Source organism: Bradyrhizobium sp. USDA 4454 (assembly GCF_054822705.1).
Map to the genome: position 1 here is coordinate 2,771,986 of NZ_JBTRCN010000001.1, position 15,808 is coordinate 2,787,793.

The 15,808-nt window shown below is 64.4% G+C and carries 14 protein-coding genes and 1 pseudogene; 13 read left to right on the forward strand and 2 right to left on the reverse strand.

Annotated elements, in window-relative coordinates:
- The first annotated feature begins 8 nt into the window (after positions 1-8).
- From ACVIW0_RS12590 to ACVIW0_RS12625, 8 genes and pseudogenes are all read left to right on the forward strand, one after another.
- On the forward strand, positions 9-518 hold the full coding sequence (locus ACVIW0_RS12590) for a hypothetical protein (protein ID WP_461357309.1): 510 nt from the start codon (positions 9-11) through the stop codon (positions 516-518).
- Between the two features lie 519 nt (positions 519-1,037).
- On the forward strand, positions 1,038-1,919 hold the full coding sequence (locus ACVIW0_RS12595) for a helix-turn-helix domain-containing protein (RefSeq protein WP_461357310.1): 882 nt from the start codon (positions 1,038-1,040) through the stop codon (positions 1,917-1,919).
- Positions 1,920-1,977: 58 nt separating this feature from the next.
- On the forward strand, positions 1,978-2,652 hold the full coding sequence (locus ACVIW0_RS12600; protein ID WP_461352627.1) for an SDR family NAD(P)-dependent oxidoreductase: 675 nt from the start codon (positions 1,978-1,980) through the stop codon (positions 2,650-2,652).
- 209 nt (positions 2,653-2,861) lie between these two features.
- Positions 2,862-3,125, forward strand: a complete 264-nt coding sequence (locus ACVIW0_RS12605; protein WP_461352628.1) for a hypothetical protein — start codon at positions 2,862-2,864, stop codon at positions 3,123-3,125.
- Between the two features lie 98 nt (positions 3,126-3,223).
- Entirely contained in the window at positions 3,224-3,529 is a 306-nt protein-coding gene (locus tag ACVIW0_RS12610) for a hypothetical protein (protein WP_461352629.1), read from the forward strand.
- Positions 3,530-3,641: 112 nt separating this feature from the next.
- Positions 3,642-4,859 (forward strand): NAD(P)/FAD-dependent oxidoreductase, encoded by a 1,218-nt coding sequence (locus tag ACVIW0_RS12615; protein ID WP_461352630.1) that lies wholly within the window; start codon positions 3,642-3,644, stop codon positions 4,857-4,859.
- A gap of 93 nt (positions 4,860-4,952) precedes the next feature.
- Positions 4,953-5,864 (forward strand): MBL fold metallo-hydrolase, encoded by a 912-nt coding sequence (locus ACVIW0_RS12620; protein WP_461352631.1) that lies wholly within the window; start codon positions 4,953-4,955, stop codon positions 5,862-5,864.
- Between the two features lie 92 nt (positions 5,865-5,956).
- Positions 5,957-6,462 (forward strand): annotated as a pseudogene (locus ACVIW0_RS12625) (carboxymuconolactone decarboxylase family protein).
- A gap of 125 nt (positions 6,463-6,587) precedes the next feature.
- On the opposite strand, the gene ACVIW0_RS12630 reads toward ACVIW0_RS12625, so the two are convergent.
- Complete coding sequence (locus ACVIW0_RS12630; protein WP_461352632.1) at positions 6,588-7,013, reverse strand: universal stress protein; 426 nt, start codon at positions 7,011-7,013, stop codon at positions 6,588-6,590.
- A gap of 144 nt (positions 7,014-7,157) precedes the next feature.
- A complete protein-coding gene (locus ACVIW0_RS12635; protein WP_461352633.1) occupies positions 7,158-7,700 on the reverse strand; it encodes a SixA phosphatase family protein in 543 nt (180 codons plus the stop codon).
- A 96-nt stretch (positions 7,701-7,796) separates the two neighbouring features.
- Here ACVIW0_RS12635 and ACVIW0_RS12640 point away from each other — a divergent pair, with 96 nt between their 5' ends.
- The 5 genes from ACVIW0_RS12640 to ACVIW0_RS12660 all read left to right on the forward strand — a co-directional run bounded on the left by ACVIW0_RS12640 (position 7,797) and on the right by ACVIW0_RS12660 (position 15,739).
- Positions 7,797-9,293, forward strand: a complete 1,497-nt coding sequence (locus tag ACVIW0_RS12640; RefSeq protein WP_461352634.1) for an NAD(P)/FAD-dependent oxidoreductase — start codon at positions 7,797-7,799, stop codon at positions 9,291-9,293.
- A gap of 87 nt (positions 9,294-9,380) precedes the next feature.
- On the forward strand, positions 9,381-9,896 hold the full coding sequence (gene msrB / locus ACVIW0_RS12645) for a peptide-methionine (R)-S-oxide reductase MsrB (protein ID WP_461352635.1): 516 nt from the start codon (positions 9,381-9,383) through the stop codon (positions 9,894-9,896).
- Positions 9,897-10,118: 222 nt separating this feature from the next.
- On the forward strand, positions 10,119-11,927 hold the full coding sequence (locus tag ACVIW0_RS12650; RefSeq protein ID WP_461352636.1) for a flagellar hook-basal body complex protein: 1,809 nt from the start codon (positions 10,119-10,121) through the stop codon (positions 11,925-11,927).
- 46 nt (positions 11,928-11,973) lie between these two features.
- A complete protein-coding gene (flgK, locus tag ACVIW0_RS12655; RefSeq protein ID WP_461352637.1) occupies positions 11,974-13,851 on the forward strand; it encodes a flagellar hook-associated protein FlgK in 1,878 nt (625 codons plus the stop codon).
- A 7-nt stretch (positions 13,852-13,858) separates the two neighbouring features.
- Positions 13,859-15,739, forward strand: coding sequence for a flagellar protein (locus tag ACVIW0_RS12660; protein ID WP_461352638.1), 1,881 nt, complete (start codon positions 13,859-13,861; stop codon positions 15,737-15,739).
- Positions 15,740-15,808 lie beyond the last annotated feature (69 nt).

Sequence of the window (15,808 nt, forward strand, 5' to 3'; positions counted from 1 at the left end):
AGCGCGTCATGATGCCGGGTTTGAGCTTGACGATGTTGGTGACGGTCCATGTGATCGTCACCCTGATCGCAATCGTGGCGGGCGTAGTCGTGATGTTCGGGATGCTCGGCTCGAAGCAGATGCCCGGACTCACTGCAACGTTCCTTGTGTTCACTATCCTGACCAGCGCTTCGGGGTTTCTGATCCCGCCGCTGCTGTTCGAAAGGTTCTTGCCGTCTCACATGATCGGCATTCTCTTGCTGGTTCTGCTGCCGATCGCCTGTTTCGCACTTTACGGCATCAAACTCACCGGCTCGTGGCGCTGGATCTATGCACTGACCGCGTCGGTCGCGCTTTATCTCAACGTATTCGTGCTGGTGATCCAGTCCTTCCTGAAAGTACCGAAGTTGCATGCGCTGGCGCCAAGCGTGCCGCCGGCCGAGCCGCCGTTCGTCATCGTTCAGGGCGTCGTGCTGGTATTCTTCGCCGTCGTGATCGTCGGCGTGATCGGGCGGTACCGGCCAACACCCTCAACTTAGGTTTCGTCTTCTCCGAGACGAAACCGGAGATCATGGAGTTCAAACCACGCTAACACTTCCGCGACCACCCACTCTGACTCCGCAGCCAAGCGTCTTGCTTGGACCCGCGTATGAGGTCACATGTTTGAAACTATTACAGCAGTCCTTTTCGCTCTCAGCATCGGAATTTTTGCCGCCCACGTCTTCGACGCTTTGCGGTGGTGAAAGGCAAATATTCGGGCCATGCGCGCTCGCTGACCATCACCCGCCGCCGCGCTTGCTCCCCGGGAATTCAAACGAGCGACGCCAGCATGCCGTCCGGGATCAGGGACTGGGCCCACGCCTTCGAGAATGAACGCTTCTAGCCGGAGCGGACAAGGCGCGGTCACTTTAGGAGAGACTCCAGACCCGTAAGGCGCTAAGAACGCCCGAGCGCTCGAACTAGGCCCTCTCAACGGCGAGAACAGGTCCATGAGCAAATCACTCCTGCGAGACATCTCGCAGAACCAGCAAGACGCATTCCAGGCACAGCAGCGAGATATGTCGGTCGGCGAACGTCCTCAGGCCGACGAGGAAATGATGCGCGTGCTCAAGACGGCACCGCTGCGCACGGCTTCAGACCCATCCAACGGCGTGATCACCTTCTGGAGGCATGATCCCCTGCATGACGTCGTCAAGCCCATGGTCGATCACGTCATCATGGCTTTCCCCGCCGAGCCAGTGCGGTTCGAGCGCCGCGACGGGAAAACGTATGCGAACGGAATGACGCGTCCCGGGACCGTGACGATCATTCCGGCGGGCTCATCCTCACGATGGGATATCTATCACCCATTGAGCGTGCTTCATCTCTACCTTCCGCAGACAACGCTGGACCGCGTAGCCCGCGAAGCCGGAGCAGGCGATCCCACCGACCTTGTGGAGCGAACTGCCCATCCCGACCCCGTTACAGCCCGATTGCTGCTGAGTGCGGCGGACGCACTGGAAGGCAGCGAGGCGCTGGACACGCTGTTCAGGCACCAATTGACCGACCTTCTAGCCACGCGGCTGCTCGCAGCTCATGCCGGCGCGTCGGTAACGTTCCGGCCGGTCATGGGCGGGCTGTCGCCCAAGGTGCTGGGTCGCGCCATCGAGCGTCTGCGTTCCGACAGCGATACAGACGTATCGCTAGCCGCGTTGGCCGCGGATGCAGGCCTTTCGCGCTTCCACTTCTGCCGCGCCTTCAAGGACAGCACCGGGCTCTCGCCACACGCATGGCTGCGCCAGCACCGGCTCGAGCAGGCCATGAGCATGCTGCGCGACACTGATGTGTCGGTCGTCTCGGTCGCAGCTGCGCTCGGCTATTCCTCCCAGAGCGCCTTCGCTGCGGCGTTCAGGAAGCTGACCGGCGAGACCCCCAGCGATTGGCGGAAACGCATGCGGTGAGGATTTCGGTAACCGTGGTCTCACCCATTTCAAGTGCGGCGTCGAAAGGAGACAGGAGATGAAGACATTTCTCAGCATCGGAGCGGGCCCGGGGATGGGTTTTGCGACCGCCGAACGCTTTGCGAGAGAAGGTTTCCAGGTGGTTTTGGCCGCCCGGAGCATCGCCAGGACGCGAGAGCTGGCCGAAAGATTGATAAAAAAAGGGTACAAGGCAGACGCTCGCGAAGTGGACGCGAGCGATCCGAAGGGCATCGCAGCGCTGGTCACTGACGTTCAGAAACAGCACGGCTCAATCGACGTCTTGCACTACAACGCCGCCTCCCCGCGCAAGGCGACCCTTTCTGAACAGCCTCGGGACAGCTTCAACGATGATCTCGCCGTGAACATCGGGGGAGCGCTCGTAGCGGCGCAGGCGGTCGCACCGAAGATGGAAGAGCAGAAGTCCGGCGCGATCCTGTTGACCGGAGGTGGTTTCGCACTCGCTCCGAGCCCGGACTTTCTCTCGATCAGCATAGGCAAGGCCGGCGTTCGCGCCTTGGCTTACGGACTTTTCGAAGCATTCCGGGAAAAGGGGATTCACGTCGCGACCGTGACCGTCTGCACCCTAGTATCTCCAGAATCGAAGGAGGCCTCAGCGGTGGCCGAGCACTTCTGGCGTCTGTATAGCCAGCCCAAGGACTCCTGGACCGTCGAAACGAGCTACGCCCCCTCGTCACACGAACATGCTGCGTGACGCCGGCGTTTCGATCGTCTCGATCGCGGCCGCGCTTGGTCATTCCTCGCCCGCCGCGTTCGGAAGGTGATTGGCCAGCCGCGAGCGATTGCCGCAGGTGCATGAGTTGGCAGCAATCGCTCTACAGGTACGGCAATCGCTCTGGCGCAGCTGCAGCTCCGATCCGGTAGATCATCACGGTGCCCACATCCAACCGGATGGAGAAAAAGATGATCCGCAAGAGCATCGTCGGTTCCCGTGCAATCGCACCAAATTTCTCGCGCTGGTCCGCAATGTCTGATCTTACCAGCAAGACGGTTGAAATAATCTCCGACTTCGCCGGCGTCGTTTACAACCTGGTTATGGACGTGCGCGACAGCTACCGGCCCGAGCTGCACTACATGCGTGGCCCTGGCCCGAAATGGCGCGCCAAGCATCAGCCCTGGCTGGGTTTTGACCCCGTGCCGAGCGACCGGCGCAAAAGAATTCATTAGCAGCAATCGCTCGACAGGTACGGCAATCCCTCTGGGGAGGTCGTACGTGCGATCGGCTAGACGATCACAGTGCCCACCAACGGCGACGGAGATCGACGATGATCTGGAAAACCTTCGTCAACCGGCTTGCAATCACATCGCGACGACGCGGCCTTGCTACTGCAATCGTATACGGACTTTCGCTGGCCGTCCGCTTTACCTCCGCAGCGGGCGAGGAGGTGGAAATCCCGGTGCAGTCCGTGCAGAGGACCTTTCCGGCGATCTCCATCATGACCAGGGATCGCGCTTCGCTCCCCTACCAGGACTGGGGCCTGGGTTCGGCTCAGCCGATTGTTCTTCGACAAGGCCCGTCGTTGAAGTCATCGATGTCAACGCGCTCACCGCCAGAGTGCCTCGCGCCCTAGCGAGCTGACGCCTTCGTTTCACGCCTTCGCGTCGTCGTCGATCGCCACCCTTGATGAAGGGCGGCGGTGGTAGCGCGCGGACTTTTGGAAGCCCAAACCAAGGAGAAAACACATGAGACTAGTCATCATCGGCGCCGGCTTCGCCGGCATGTATGCCGCGCTCTCCGCCGCACGCCTGCGCGATGTCCAGGGCGTCTCGCCAGAAGAGCTCGAGATCGCGCTGGTTGCGCCGGAGCCGATGCTCGTCGTCCGACCGCGGCTTTACGAGCCGAAGCCGGAGACCTTGACAGCGCCTCTGCTCGATGTCCTCAACGCCGTTGACGTCAACTACGTGCAAGGCAGCGCCGAAACGATCGACACCAAGTCCCGGACGGTGCAAATCGCAACAGGCAAGGGAACGCGGAAGGCGCTGTCTTACGACCGCCTGGTCGTGGCCACCGGCAGCAAACTGTTCCGTCCGAATATTCCGGGCCTCGCCGAGCATGGCTTTGCCGTCGACTCGCTCGAGGACGCGATAGTGCTCGACAAGCATCTGCACGGCCTCCCCGACCGACCTGCCGTGAACGGCCGCGACACCGTCGTCGTCGCCGGCGGCGGCTTCACCGGCATCGAGGTGGCAACCGAAATGCCGGGGCGGCTGCGCGAGATCTTCGGCAAGAAGGCGACGCCGCGCGTCATCATCGTCGACCGCAACAAGGCTATCGCCCCCGACATGGGCGAAGGCGCCCGCGCCGTCATCGAAGACGCGCTGCGCAAGCTCGGCGTCGAGACCCGGCCCGGCGCCGGCGTCGCCTCGCTCGATGAATCCGGCATCACGCTCTGCAGCGGGGAACACATCGAAACCGAGACCGTGGTCTGGGCCGCCGGCATTCGCGCCGCGCCCTTGACCCAGCAGATTCCCTCCGAACGCGATAATTTCGGCCGGCTGCTGGTTGATCGCGATCTGCGCGTACCGGGAGTGGACGGCGTCTTCGCCACCGGCGACGCCGCACGCGCTGCCTGCGACAATGACGGCAACTATGCGCTGATGTCGTGCCAGCACGCCACGCGAATGGGCGCCTTCGCAGGCAACAACGCCGCCGCCGAGCTGCTGGGCGTTCCGACCAAACATTACCACCAGAAGGGTTACGTCACTTGCCTCGACCTCGGCGAAGCCGGCGCGCTGTTCACGACCGGCTGGGAACGCAAGGTGGCGATGGTCGGCGACGTCGCCAAGAAGACCAAGCAGGAGATCAACACCGTCTGGATCTATCCGCCCAAGGCTCAGCGCGCCGCTGCGCTGGCCTCTGCCGATCCCGAGCGTGTGACCGATGTGACCGGCTTCCTCTAAGCCTTCACGCGGAACGGGCCGCACTTCGCAAAGCGCAGGCCGCTCGACCGAGAACTGTCCAGGAATCCTCAACAAGTGAAACAGGAGACAAACATGAGCTTGGACCACACCCCACAACCCTTCAGACCGAGGCACGACGAGTTGGTTCCGTCGCGGTACGCGGTGAAGGTCGGCGAGATTGACGTGCTGGTGATCAGCGACGGAGTGCTGCATCTGCCAACCGATGTGTTGGTCGCTACCGCCGACCCGGCAGCCCGGCAGTCCGTGATCGACCAGCTGATGCTGCCGCCGGAAATGCTCGATTGGCCGCTGAACGTGGTCGTGGTGCGGAGCGGCGGCCGAACCATCCTGATCGACTCCGGGGCGGGAGTGAACTCGAACCTGCCTAAGGCCGGACAGTTGACCCATCGACTGGAGGCCGCCGGCATCGATCTTGCGGACCTCACCGACGTGGTGCTGACCCACTTGCACATGGACCACGTCGGCGGGCTGCTCGTCGATGGGGTAAAGGAGCAGCTTCGTCCGGACCTGCGGATCCACGTGGCCGCGGCCGAGGCCAAGTTCTGGGCGAAGCCCGATTTCTCCCTTGTCTCCATGCCGGAGGGTTTCCCGGAGGTGCTTGAATCGACTGCGCAGGAGTTCCTGCGCGAATACCGCAGTTATCTGCGGACATTCGAGGACCGGGTCCAAATCGCGCCCGGCGTAGTCGCCCAGCGCACCGGTGGCCACACCCCCGGCCACTGTGTGGTCCGGCTCAACTCCGGCGGAGAGCGGCTGACGTTCGCCGGCGATGCCGTGTTCCAGGTCGGATTCGACCACCCCGATCTGCACAATGGTTTCGAACACGACCCCATGGAGGCGGCCCGCGTCCGGGTCCGTCTGTTGCGGGAGATGGCGGAGAGCGGCGAGATGCTGCTGGCCACCCACCTGTCGTTTCCGTCCATCTGTCATGTGAAGGTCGACGGCGACGTGTTTCGCTGTATGCCGGTCAACTGGGACTATTGACAGCTTGCTCTTAAACCAACCGGCGCCTTCGTTCCTGAAGAAGGCGCCGGCATAAACGGCAACAGAAACAGGCTAACTGAAGGAATTCGACAATGTCGCAGCGGATGGATTACAACGCAGCCTCGCCGGCTGGAGCGAAGGCGCTCGGCGCCGTACACGCATACGTTTATCAGTCGGGACTGCCCGCACAGCTTGTCAACCTAGCGTGTCTCCGCGTGTCCCAGATCAACGGATGTGCCTTCTGCATCGACTTTCATTCGCAGGACTTTCTCAAGGCCGGACTATCTGTCGAACACCTCGTTCTCGTAGCTGCCTGGCGCGAGGGCGGCAGTCCTGGGCAGAGGCCGTGACTCGCCTTGGAGACCGAGGTGTTTCGGACGAGGCATTTGAAGCGGCTTCGGCTGTTTTCAACGAGAAGCAGCTCGCTGACCTGACAATCGCGATTGGCCTGACGAATGCCTACAATCGGATGGCGATTAGTTTCCGCACGACGCCGCTCGCGTCTTCAAGCACAGCCCACAACAGCGCTAGGCGCATTTCCTCTCCCGCCTGCGTATGTGTGGGGCGAAGGGTGCGCGATTTCGGAATATTAGAATAATATCCCTGAGTTGCCCGACGTGTCAAGCCGCCTGATCGAAGCCCGTCGCGACCGGCTCCTTTGCATGGGGTTGTTCTTCGATATTTGGGCAGAGCCGCTAGCGGCGGCCCCATGGCCCATCCCCCTTAGTGCCGCACAACCAGCACCGAGCATTTGGCATAGCGCACCACGTGCCCGGCATTCGAGCCGAGGAAGTAGGTGCGCATCGCCGGCCGGTGCGAGGTCATCACGATCAGGTCGGCCTTCATCGATGCGGCTTCTTCGAGGATCTCGTGATAGATGCCGCCCTGGCGGACCACGCCGGAGATGCGCCCGGGCGCGATGCCGGATTCCCGCGCGACGATGGCGAGCGCTTCTTCCGATGTTTCACGCTGCTGGCTGTCGAAATCCGCCGGCACATATTCGGCGAGCATCACCGGCGTCATCGGCAACACGTTGAGCAGACGCACCGCCCCGTCCCAGGTTTGCGACAATGTTGCAGCGGTTGCGATCGCCGGCTTCGCCAGATCGGTATCGGCGAGGTCGATCGGCACGAGAATGGACTTGTACATCTGCGCCTCCTGTCCGCGATTGGTCTGGAGCCGTTTGGTCCCTGTGCGGGACGCGCGCCTTCTTCTTCGTTGTGTCGACGCGAACCGGTCCCCCTGTCGCGCGGAGCTCAATATAGCATGGCGCAACCGCGGTGTCCGCTCGCGTCAGTTGCGCGAGGCCTGCTTCAACAGTTTCGGACTGACGAACAGCACGAGCTTGCCGCGCCGGAACGAGACCTCGTTCCAGTCGTCGATCGCGAACTCGAACACGGCAAGCCCCGAGGTCGGAAGATTGTCGGCGAGCGCGCGCTTGGCGGCCTCGTCGCCGCTGCCGGTCAGCGTCAAGGCGAGCTCGTGCATCCCGGGGTTATGGCCGATCAGCAGCAGCCGCTTCGGATCGGTAACGGACGCCATCCGGATCGCGGTCAGCAGTTGCCCCGGATCGGCGCCGTAGAGGTCCGGCACGAATTCGACTTTCGGCGCAGGTCCCGCGCCCTTCAACGCCTCGCGCACGATCTCCCAGGTCTGCGTGGCGCGGACCGCCGGCGACACCAGTGCCAGATTGGGCAGGGGCGGATGGCGGGCGATCCAGCCGCCGATCTCCGCCGCATCGCGGTGGCCGCGCTCGTCGAGGCGGCGGTCCTGGTCCTGCCCCGACGGCGCGTCGGTTTCGGTCTTGGCGTGACGCAGCAGCAGCAAACGGCGCATGAACTTCCATTCTCGATTCGGTCTGGTCGAACTAATTCTACAGGCTCATGCCCTGGACAAGGTGACAAGCGCCGCGGCGGTTCGTAAGAAAACGCCATGAGCGAGACTTCCACAAGTGCGGCGGACGGCCCCGACGAGGCGGCTTCGGCGTTCCGCGACCGCCTGGCGTTCGACCTCGACGTCGACATTTGCGTGGTCGGGGCGGGGCTGGCCGGCCTGACCGTGGCCCGCGAGGCGGCGCGGCTCGGTGCCAGCGTCGCCGTGCTCGAGGGCCGCCAGATCGGCTGGAATGCCTCCGGTCACCATCTCGGAACCGTGATGCCCGGCTACGGGCTGCCGATATCGGATGTGATCGAGCGTGTCGGCCTCGACGATGCCCGCGAATTGTGGGCGCTGTCGAAGGAGGGCGCCGACTATGTCCGCGCCACCGCCACCGAGGATCTGATCCCCGGCATCAAGGCGAGCGACGGCGCGCTGGAAGTCTCCAATGTCGATGTCGGCGAGGCGCTGATCAGCCGCCTGCAGATGCTGGGCGAGGATTTTGCGACCGAGGTCGAAGGCTGGCAGGTCGATCGCGTGCGCAGCGTGCTCAGGACCGGCCGTTACTTCCACGGCATCTATTACCCGAAGGCGTTGCAGATCGACGGCCGCAAATATGTGCACGGGCTCGCCGCGCTGGCCGTGCGGGCAGGCGTGCGGATCTTCGAGGAGACGCCGGTCGTCAGCATCGATTTCTCGGGCATCCGCAAACGCATCGTGACGCCGACGGCGCGGCTGCGCGCCAACCACATTGTCCTCGCCGGCAATGTCCATCTCGGTTCGCCGCTGAAGCGCTTGTCCGATACGCTGCTGCCGGTGTGGCGCTACGCGGCATTGACCGAGCCGCTCGGTGAGCGGCTGGCCGAGACCATCGCCTTTTCCGGCTCGGTCCTCGACAGCGACGGCATCGACCATTTCCGCGTCGTCGACGGCGACCGCCTGTTGTGGGCCAGTCCCGAAACCACCTGGAACGCGCGGCCGCAGCGGCTCGGCGCGGCGGTGCAGCGCCGCATCGCCACGGTATTTCCGCAGCTCGGCAAGGTTCCGGTCGCCGATGTGTTCGGCGGCGCGGTCGGCGTCACCGTGCATGGCATGCCGCAGATCGGGCAGTTGCGCCGGGGCCTGTGGGTGGCGAGCGGCTTCGGCCGGCAGGGGCTCAGCACCTCGGCGCTCGCGGGGCAGTTGATCGCACGCAGCATCCTGTGGGGCGACGACCGCTGGCGGCTGTTTTCGCCGTTCGAGCTGGTCTGGGCCGGCGGCGCCACCGGCCGCGTCGCCGGTCATTTCGTCAGCCTGTGGGCGAGGGGCGCTTCCTCCGCGGCGGGCGTTCTGGCGCGCTACCGCGAGGGCGCTCGCGCCAGGGAGCAGGCCCGCGAAGCGCGGCTCGCCGAGGCCAATCTGAAGGCCGGAACCCGGGGACCGGCGCCCCGTCGCCCGCCGGGGGCCGCCATGCGGCCGCCGGCCCCGCCTGTGCCCCGGCCGGCCGAGGACGCTGAGCCGCGGTATCCTCGCGCCTCGCAAGAAAGTGAGCGGATCACCGACGGGCGGATGTAACGTCCAGCAGCGGGGTTCGTATTTGTTGGCGAGCCCCTTCGGCCTGACTTGGCCGCCTGACTTGGCCGCCCGCATCGGAGATGATTGATGATCGATCGCCGCATCCTGCTTGCTTCCGTCGCCAGCCTGCTCGGCTTCGCCGCCTTCCGCTGGCTGCGCACCTCGCCGGCCAAGGCTTCCGAGAAGAACGCCGCCGAGAAATTCGAGATCGAGAAGACCGACGCCGAATGGCGTGCGCAACTCACCCCGCAGCAATACGAGATCCTGCGCAACCAGGGCACCGAGCGGCCGGGATCGAGCCCGCTGCTCAAGGAACACCGCAAGGGCACCTTCGCCTGTGCCGGCTGCGACCTGCCGTTGTTCTCGTCCGAGACTAAATATGAGAGCGGCACCGGCTGGCCGAGCTTCTGGAAGCCGCTGGACAATGCGGTCGGCACCACGTCCGACCGCACCTTCGGCATGGTACGCACCGAGGTGCATTGCCGCCGTTGCGGTGGCCATCTCGGCCATGTGTTCGACGACGGCCCGAAGCCGACCGGACTGCGCTACTGCATGGACGGCTTTGCGCTGGTGTTTCATCCGGCCGCGCCGTCGGCGACCTGACGAGCACCTCGATTTTGAGCCAAGGGGCGCTGTCAGGACCGCGCGCCCTCCCGGCAATTGTTGCCGGCCCGGCAATTGTGCCCCGGTTAAACGGCCGGGGCTTTTTTTTCAAGCGCATGATTTTGTTACGATTCGTTTCCTGGCACGACCCTTGCGACGTGCTCCGCCGATGCGGCCACCTGCTGATTGCCAGCCGCCGGGATTAGAATTGGAGAACATGTCATGGGTATCTTCGGCGCACTGACGACCGCGGTCGGTGGCTTGCGCGCAGGGTCGTACGCACTCGAGAACATCTCCGGCAACATAGCCAACTCGCAGACCACGGCCTTTAAGCGCATCGATACCTCCTTTCTCGATCTCGTCCCGCAGACCGCGCTGACCGCGCAGCTCGCCGGCGGTGTCACGGCGCAGTCGCGCTCGACCAACTCGGTGCAGGGCGATGTGCAGTCGGCGTCGGTCGCGACCTTCATGGCGATCAACGGCAACGGCTTCTTCGCGGTGCAGAAGCCCGGCAGCTTCACCGACGGCTCGCCGGTGTTCGACGGCGTCGACCGCTATACCCGCCGCGGCGACTTCCAGCTCAACAAGGACGGCTATCTGGTCAACGGCGCCGGCTATTACCTCGAGGGCGTGCCGATCGACCCGACCACTGGCAACCCCTCCGGCTCCTCGCCGCAGGTGTTGCGCTTCAAGAACGACTTCCTGCCGGCGCAGCAGACCACCAAGATCGACTATCGCGCCAACCTCGCATCCTATCCGCTGACCACCTCGCACGACACGTCGGTTCCCGGCTCGGAGCTGATCCGGCCGGGCGCGTTCAGTGCCGGGAATAACCCGTTGGTGCTGGGCACGCCGGCCGCGCCGTATACCGATTCCTCCGTCACCGGCACGGCACAAAACAACAAGGCGACGCCGTCGGTGGCCAATACCGCCGCCACCAAGCTGAACGGTACCGCCGGCAGCGACTCGATCTCCTCCAACTTCGTCGCCGGCGACACCATCACGGTCAACGGCACCGTGCTGACCTTCGTGGCCTCGGGCGCTACGGGCAACCAGCTCAACATCACCGACAGCATCGGGACGCTGCTTTCCAAGATCGACTCCATCACCGGCACCGCAACACCGTCGACGATCGCGACCAACGGTGCCATCACCCTGCACTCCGGCACCTCGGCGGACCTCAACGTGACGAGCTCGAACTCGACCGCCTTCTCGGCGCTCGGCTTCACCGGCTCGGCGGTTGCGACCCGCGGCGGCGGCGGCACGGTCGGCACTGGCCAGGTCGTCGGCAACGACAACTCGACCTTCCTGAACGAATCCGTGTCGGGCGGCGCCGTTACCGCCTACGACGTGTCGGGTGCGCCGGTGAATCTGCAATTCCGCTGGGCCAAGACCGACAGCTCGTCACTGGGCTCTGGACATACCGATACCTGGAACCTGTTCTACCAGGTCAATCCCAATGCAACCGGCACGCAGGTCGCCTGGCAGAACGTCAACGTCAACTTCACCTTCGCCTCGAACGGCCAGATGTCGCCGGCGATCTCCTCGGTCGCGCTCAACAACGCCGTCGTCAACGGCGTGTCGCTCGGCAGCCCCGTGATCAATTTCGGCTCCGGCGGCGTGACCCAGTTCGCCGACGCCAACGGCAACGTCCAGGTCAACCAGATTCAGCAGGACGGCTTCCCCGCCGGTCAGCTGCAATCGGTCAGCGTCTCGACCAACGGCCGCATCGTCGGCAACTACACCAACGGCCGCAACATCGACCTCGCCGAAATCTCGGTGGCGACCTTCAACGGCACCAACTTCCTCAAGCGCATCGACGGCGGTGCGTTCGAGGCGACCGACGAATCCGGCGCGGCGTTGTTCGGCAAGGCCGGCACCATCGTCGGCTCGTCGCTCGAGAGCTCGAACACCGACATTGCCGACGAGTTCACCAAGCTGATCGTGACCCAGCAGGCCTATTCGGCCAACACCAAGGTGATCACGACGACCAATTCGATGGTGCAGGATCTCCTGAACGTGGTGCGCTGATCGCATCATTGATGCACGCGTGAAGCAGTAAAGGCGAGTACACAGCATGGGTTTGAGCCAAGCCCTTTCCACCGCGATGTCCGGCCTGCGCGCCACGCAGGCCTCGCTCTCGCTCGTGTCGTCGAACGTCGCCAACGCGGAGACGCCCGGCTACGTCAGGAAGACGCTGAACCAGACCACCGGGACCACCGGCCAGTTCGGCTCGAGCGTCCTGATCACCGGCGTCAACCGCCAGCTCGACGAATTCCTGCAGACCCAGCTTCGCACCGAGACGTCGGGCGCCGCCTATGCCGACGTCCGCTCGCAATTCCTGGCCAACTTGCAGGGCGTGTACGGCAATCCCGACACCACCGGCACCATCGAGGACGCCTACAACAAATTCCTGACCGCGCTGCAGGGGCTGTCGACCAGCCCGGACTCGCAGTCGGCGCGCATCGGCGTCGTCAACGCCGCGCAATCGATGGCGCAGCAGCTCAACGCGACCTCGCAGGGCATCCAGACGCTGCGCGCCAATGCCGAGGCCGGCATCAGCGACTCCATCAACACCGCAAACAATGCGATGCAGCAGATCGCGCGCCTCAATGTCCAGCTGGCGGCCAATAGCGGCACGACCGACGCGTCGACCGCGGCGTTGCTCGATCAGCGCGATCGCTACGTCACGCAGCTTTCGCAGCTGATGGACATCCGCACCGTCACCAACGGCCAGAACCAGGTGTCCGTGTTCACCAATTCCGGCGTTCAGCTGGTCGGCACCGAGGCGGCGACGCTCAGCTTCAATGCCCAGGGCACGATGACGCCCAACACGCTGTACAACACCGACCCGACCAAGAGCACCGTCGGCACCATCACCATCACGTTCCCGCATGGCGGCACCTACGACATGGTGTCGACCAACTCGATCCGCTCCGGCAAGATCGCGGCCTATCTCGAGCTGCGCGACAACACGCTGGCGCAGGCCCAGACGCAGATCGACCAGTTCGCCGCCGCGATGTCGAGCGCATTGTCGGACAAGACCACCGCGGGGACGGCGGCAACGGCGGGGGCGCAGTCCGGCTTCGACCTCGATCTTTCAGGGCTGCAGAACGGCAACACCATCCATGTCTCCTACAAGGACAACACCACCGGGCTGACGCACAATCTGTCGATCATCCGCGTCAACGATCCGAGCGTGCTGCCGCTCAGCAATGCCGCGACCGTCGATCCGAACGACGAGGTGCTGGGCGTCGATTTCTCCGGCGGCATGAGCTCGGTGCTGGCACAGCTCAACGGCGCGCTCGGCGGAACCGGCCTGCAATTCTCCAATCCGTCCGGCTCGACCCTGCGCGTGCTCGACGACGGCGCCGCCAACAAGGCCGACGTGACCGCGGCCTCGGTCACGACAACGGTCACATCGCTGACGTCGGGCGATCCGCAGCTTCCGCTGTTCACCGACAATGGCGGGCTCTATACCGGCGCGATCACCGCGAACGGCACCCAGTCGACCGGCCTTGCCGCGCGCATCAGCGTCAACACCGCGCTGGTCGGCGATCCCTCGCGCATGGTCGTGTACTCGACCAATCCGCAGACCCCGGCGGGCGACACCACGCGCGCCAACCTCATCCTGAACCAGCTGTCGAATGCATCGTACAGCTATTCGCCGCAGACCGGCCTCGGCACGTCGGGCGCGCCGTTCACCGGCACGCTGCTGAACTTTGCCAAGCAGTTCATCAGCCAGCAGGGCGAATCGGCGACGGCCGCCAAGCAATTGGCTGACGGTCAGGATGTCGTGCTGAATACGCTGCAGTCCAAGATGGACTCGACCTCCGGCGTCAACATGGACGAGGAGATGGCGCATCTGCTCTCGCTGCAGAACGCCTATTCGGCCAATGCGCGCGTGATGTCGTCGATCAAGCAGATGTACGACGCGCTGCTGCAGCTCACGTGAGGGTAACATGTCGATCGACGGCGTAAGCGGCAGAACATCCTATATCGGCACTACGATCCTCAACCTGCGCAGTCAGCTCAACGACCTGACGACGCAGCTCGCGACCGGCAAGGTCTCGACGGCCTATGCGGGGCAGGGGCTTGATCGCGGTTTTGCGCTCAGCCTGCGCGCCCAGATCAGCAGCATCAACGCATTCTCCGACACTGCCACCAATCTCAACACGCGTCTGAATGTCGCCAACCTCAGTTTACAGGGGCTGTCCGATGTCGGCACCCAGGTGAAAAACGCGGCGACGACGGCGACGCTGACGCTTAACAACAATGGCCAAACCTCGGGCCAGATCACCGCGCAGGCCGCCTTCGCCAACGCGGTCGCGATGCTGAACAGCCAGTCCGGCGACCGGTATTTGTTCTCCGGCCGCGCGATGGATACGCCGGCCACGGTCCCTGCCGACACGATGCTGAAGGGCACGGCGACCCAGGCCGGCCTCACGCAGCTCATCAATGAGCGCAAGCAGGCCGATCAGGGCGCCAACATGATGGGGCGCCTGAGCGTCTCGTCGCCGCCGGCGACCACGACGGTGACCAGCGTTGCCGAGGATGGCTCGCCGTTCGGCCTGAAGCTCCTGTCGGTGCAATCGTCATTGACCGGCGCCACCGTGACGCAGCCGACCGGCACGCCGAAATCCACCTCGGTCGATCTCGGCGCCGTCAATCCGAAGGATGGCGACCAGATCAAGTTCAACTTCACGCTGCCCGACGGCACCACGGATGCGATCGAGCTGACGGCGACGACGACGAACCCGCCGCCGGCCGGCTCGTTCCTGATCGGCGCCGACACCGCGGCGACGACGGCCAACCTGCAGTCGACGCTGACGTCCTCGATCAAGACGTTGAGCGACACGTCGCTGGTCGCAGCCTCCGCGGTGGCGGCGTCCAACAACTTCTTCAATCCGGTCGCGACCGTTTCGGGCGCCGCCGTCAACAACCAGAACACGCCGCCGGCGCCGATCTCGGGCGCCACGGCGCTTTCGGGTGCCGCAGGCACCGACTCGCTGTCGACGAGTTTTGTGGCCGGCGACACCATCACCGTGAACGGCACCCCGATCACCTTCGTGGCTTCGGGCGCCACCGGCAACCAGGTCAACATCACCGACAGCGTGCAGACGCTGATGGCGAAGATCGACCAGATCAGCGGCACCAAGAACCCGTCGACCATCAGCAATGGCGTGATCACCCTGCACGGCGCCGACGGCGAGAGCCTCTCGATCTCGAGTTCGAATACCGCGGCCCTCGGCGCGCTCGGCATCGCCAACAACACCACCGCGGCCCCGGCGCCGCTGAGGGTCGGGGGACCGCCGTTCGACACCGCCACCAGCCTGATCGCGGGTACGCCCGGCAACACCGTCTACTGGTACACCGGCGAGAACGGCCCGGGATCGGCGCGCGGCACCGCGGTCGCGCAAGTCGATCAATCGATCACCGTGCAATATGGCGCACGCGCCAACGAGCAGGCGTTCCGCTATCTGCTGCAGAACGTCGCGGTGTATGCCGCGGTCACCACCAATGCCGGCAATCCGAATGCGAGCGCGCAGGTGACGGCGCTGGCTGAGCGCGTCAACGCCAACCTGGCGCCGCAGAACGGCCAGCAGCAGATCCAGGACGTGCAGGCCGAGTTCGCCGGTGCGCAGACCGCCACCAAGGCCGCCACCGATCGCCAGACCCAGCTCAAGGGCATGGCGGAGACGATGCTGGACTCGGTCGAGGGCGTCAATCAGGACGAGGTCGCGACCAAGATCCTGGCGCTGCAGACCAGTCTGCAGGCGTCGTACCAGACCACGTCGATGCTGTATCAGACCACGCTGTTGAAATATCTGCCGATCGGCTGATCACGCGCCGTCCATCTCCAGCCAGCAAAAAGGCCTCCTCGCGGAGGCCTTTTCGTTTCCGGGGAGGGG

Bases quoted from the DNA above. Each gene is read 5' to 3' on its own strand.
- ACVIW0_RS12640 (WP_461352634.1), top strand. From the start codon at position 7,797: ATGAGCGAGACTTCCACAAGTGCGGCGGACGGCCCCGACGAGGCGGCT.
- ACVIW0_RS12590 (WP_461357309.1), top strand. From the start codon at position 9: ATGATGCCGGGTTTGAGCTTGACGATGTTGGTGACGGTCCATGTGATC.
- flgK (WP_461352637.1), top strand. From the start codon at position 11,974: ATGGGTTTGAGCCAAGCCCTTTCCACCGCGATGTCCGGCCTGCGCGCC.
- ACVIW0_RS12620 (WP_461352631.1), top strand. From the start codon at position 4,953: ATGAGCTTGGACCACACCCCACAACCCTTCAGACCGAGGCACGACGAG.
- ACVIW0_RS12615 (WP_461352630.1), top strand. From the start codon at position 3,642: ATGAGACTAGTCATCATCGGCGCCGGCTTCGCCGGCATGTATGCCGCG.
- msrB (WP_461352635.1), top strand. From the start codon at position 9,381: ATGATCGATCGCCGCATCCTGCTTGCTTCCGTCGCCAGCCTGCTCGGC.
- ACVIW0_RS12610 (WP_461352629.1), top strand. From the start codon at position 3,224: ATGATCTGGAAAACCTTCGTCAACCGGCTTGCAATCACATCGCGACGA.
- ACVIW0_RS12660 (WP_461352638.1), top strand. From the start codon at position 13,859: ATGTCGATCGACGGCGTAAGCGGCAGAACATCCTATATCGGCACTACG.
- ACVIW0_RS12635 (WP_461352633.1), bottom strand. From the start codon at position 7,700: ATGCGCCGTTTGCTGCTGCTGCGTCACGCCAAGACCGAAACCGACGCG.
- ACVIW0_RS12605 (WP_461352628.1), top strand. From the start codon at position 2,862: ATGATCCGCAAGAGCATCGTCGGTTCCCGTGCAATCGCACCAAATTTC.
- ACVIW0_RS12600 (WP_461352627.1), top strand. From the start codon at position 1,978: ATGAAGACATTTCTCAGCATCGGAGCGGGCCCGGGGATGGGTTTTGCG.
- ACVIW0_RS12630 (WP_461352632.1), bottom strand. From the start codon at position 7,013: ATGTACAAGTCCATTCTCGTGCCGATCGACCTCGCCGATACCGATCTG.
- ACVIW0_RS12595 (WP_461357310.1), top strand. From the start codon at position 1,038: ATGTCGGTCGGCGAACGTCCTCAGGCCGACGAGGAAATGATGCGCGTG.
- ACVIW0_RS12650 (WP_461352636.1), top strand. From the start codon at position 10,119: ATGGGTATCTTCGGCGCACTGACGACCGCGGTCGGTGGCTTGCGCGCA.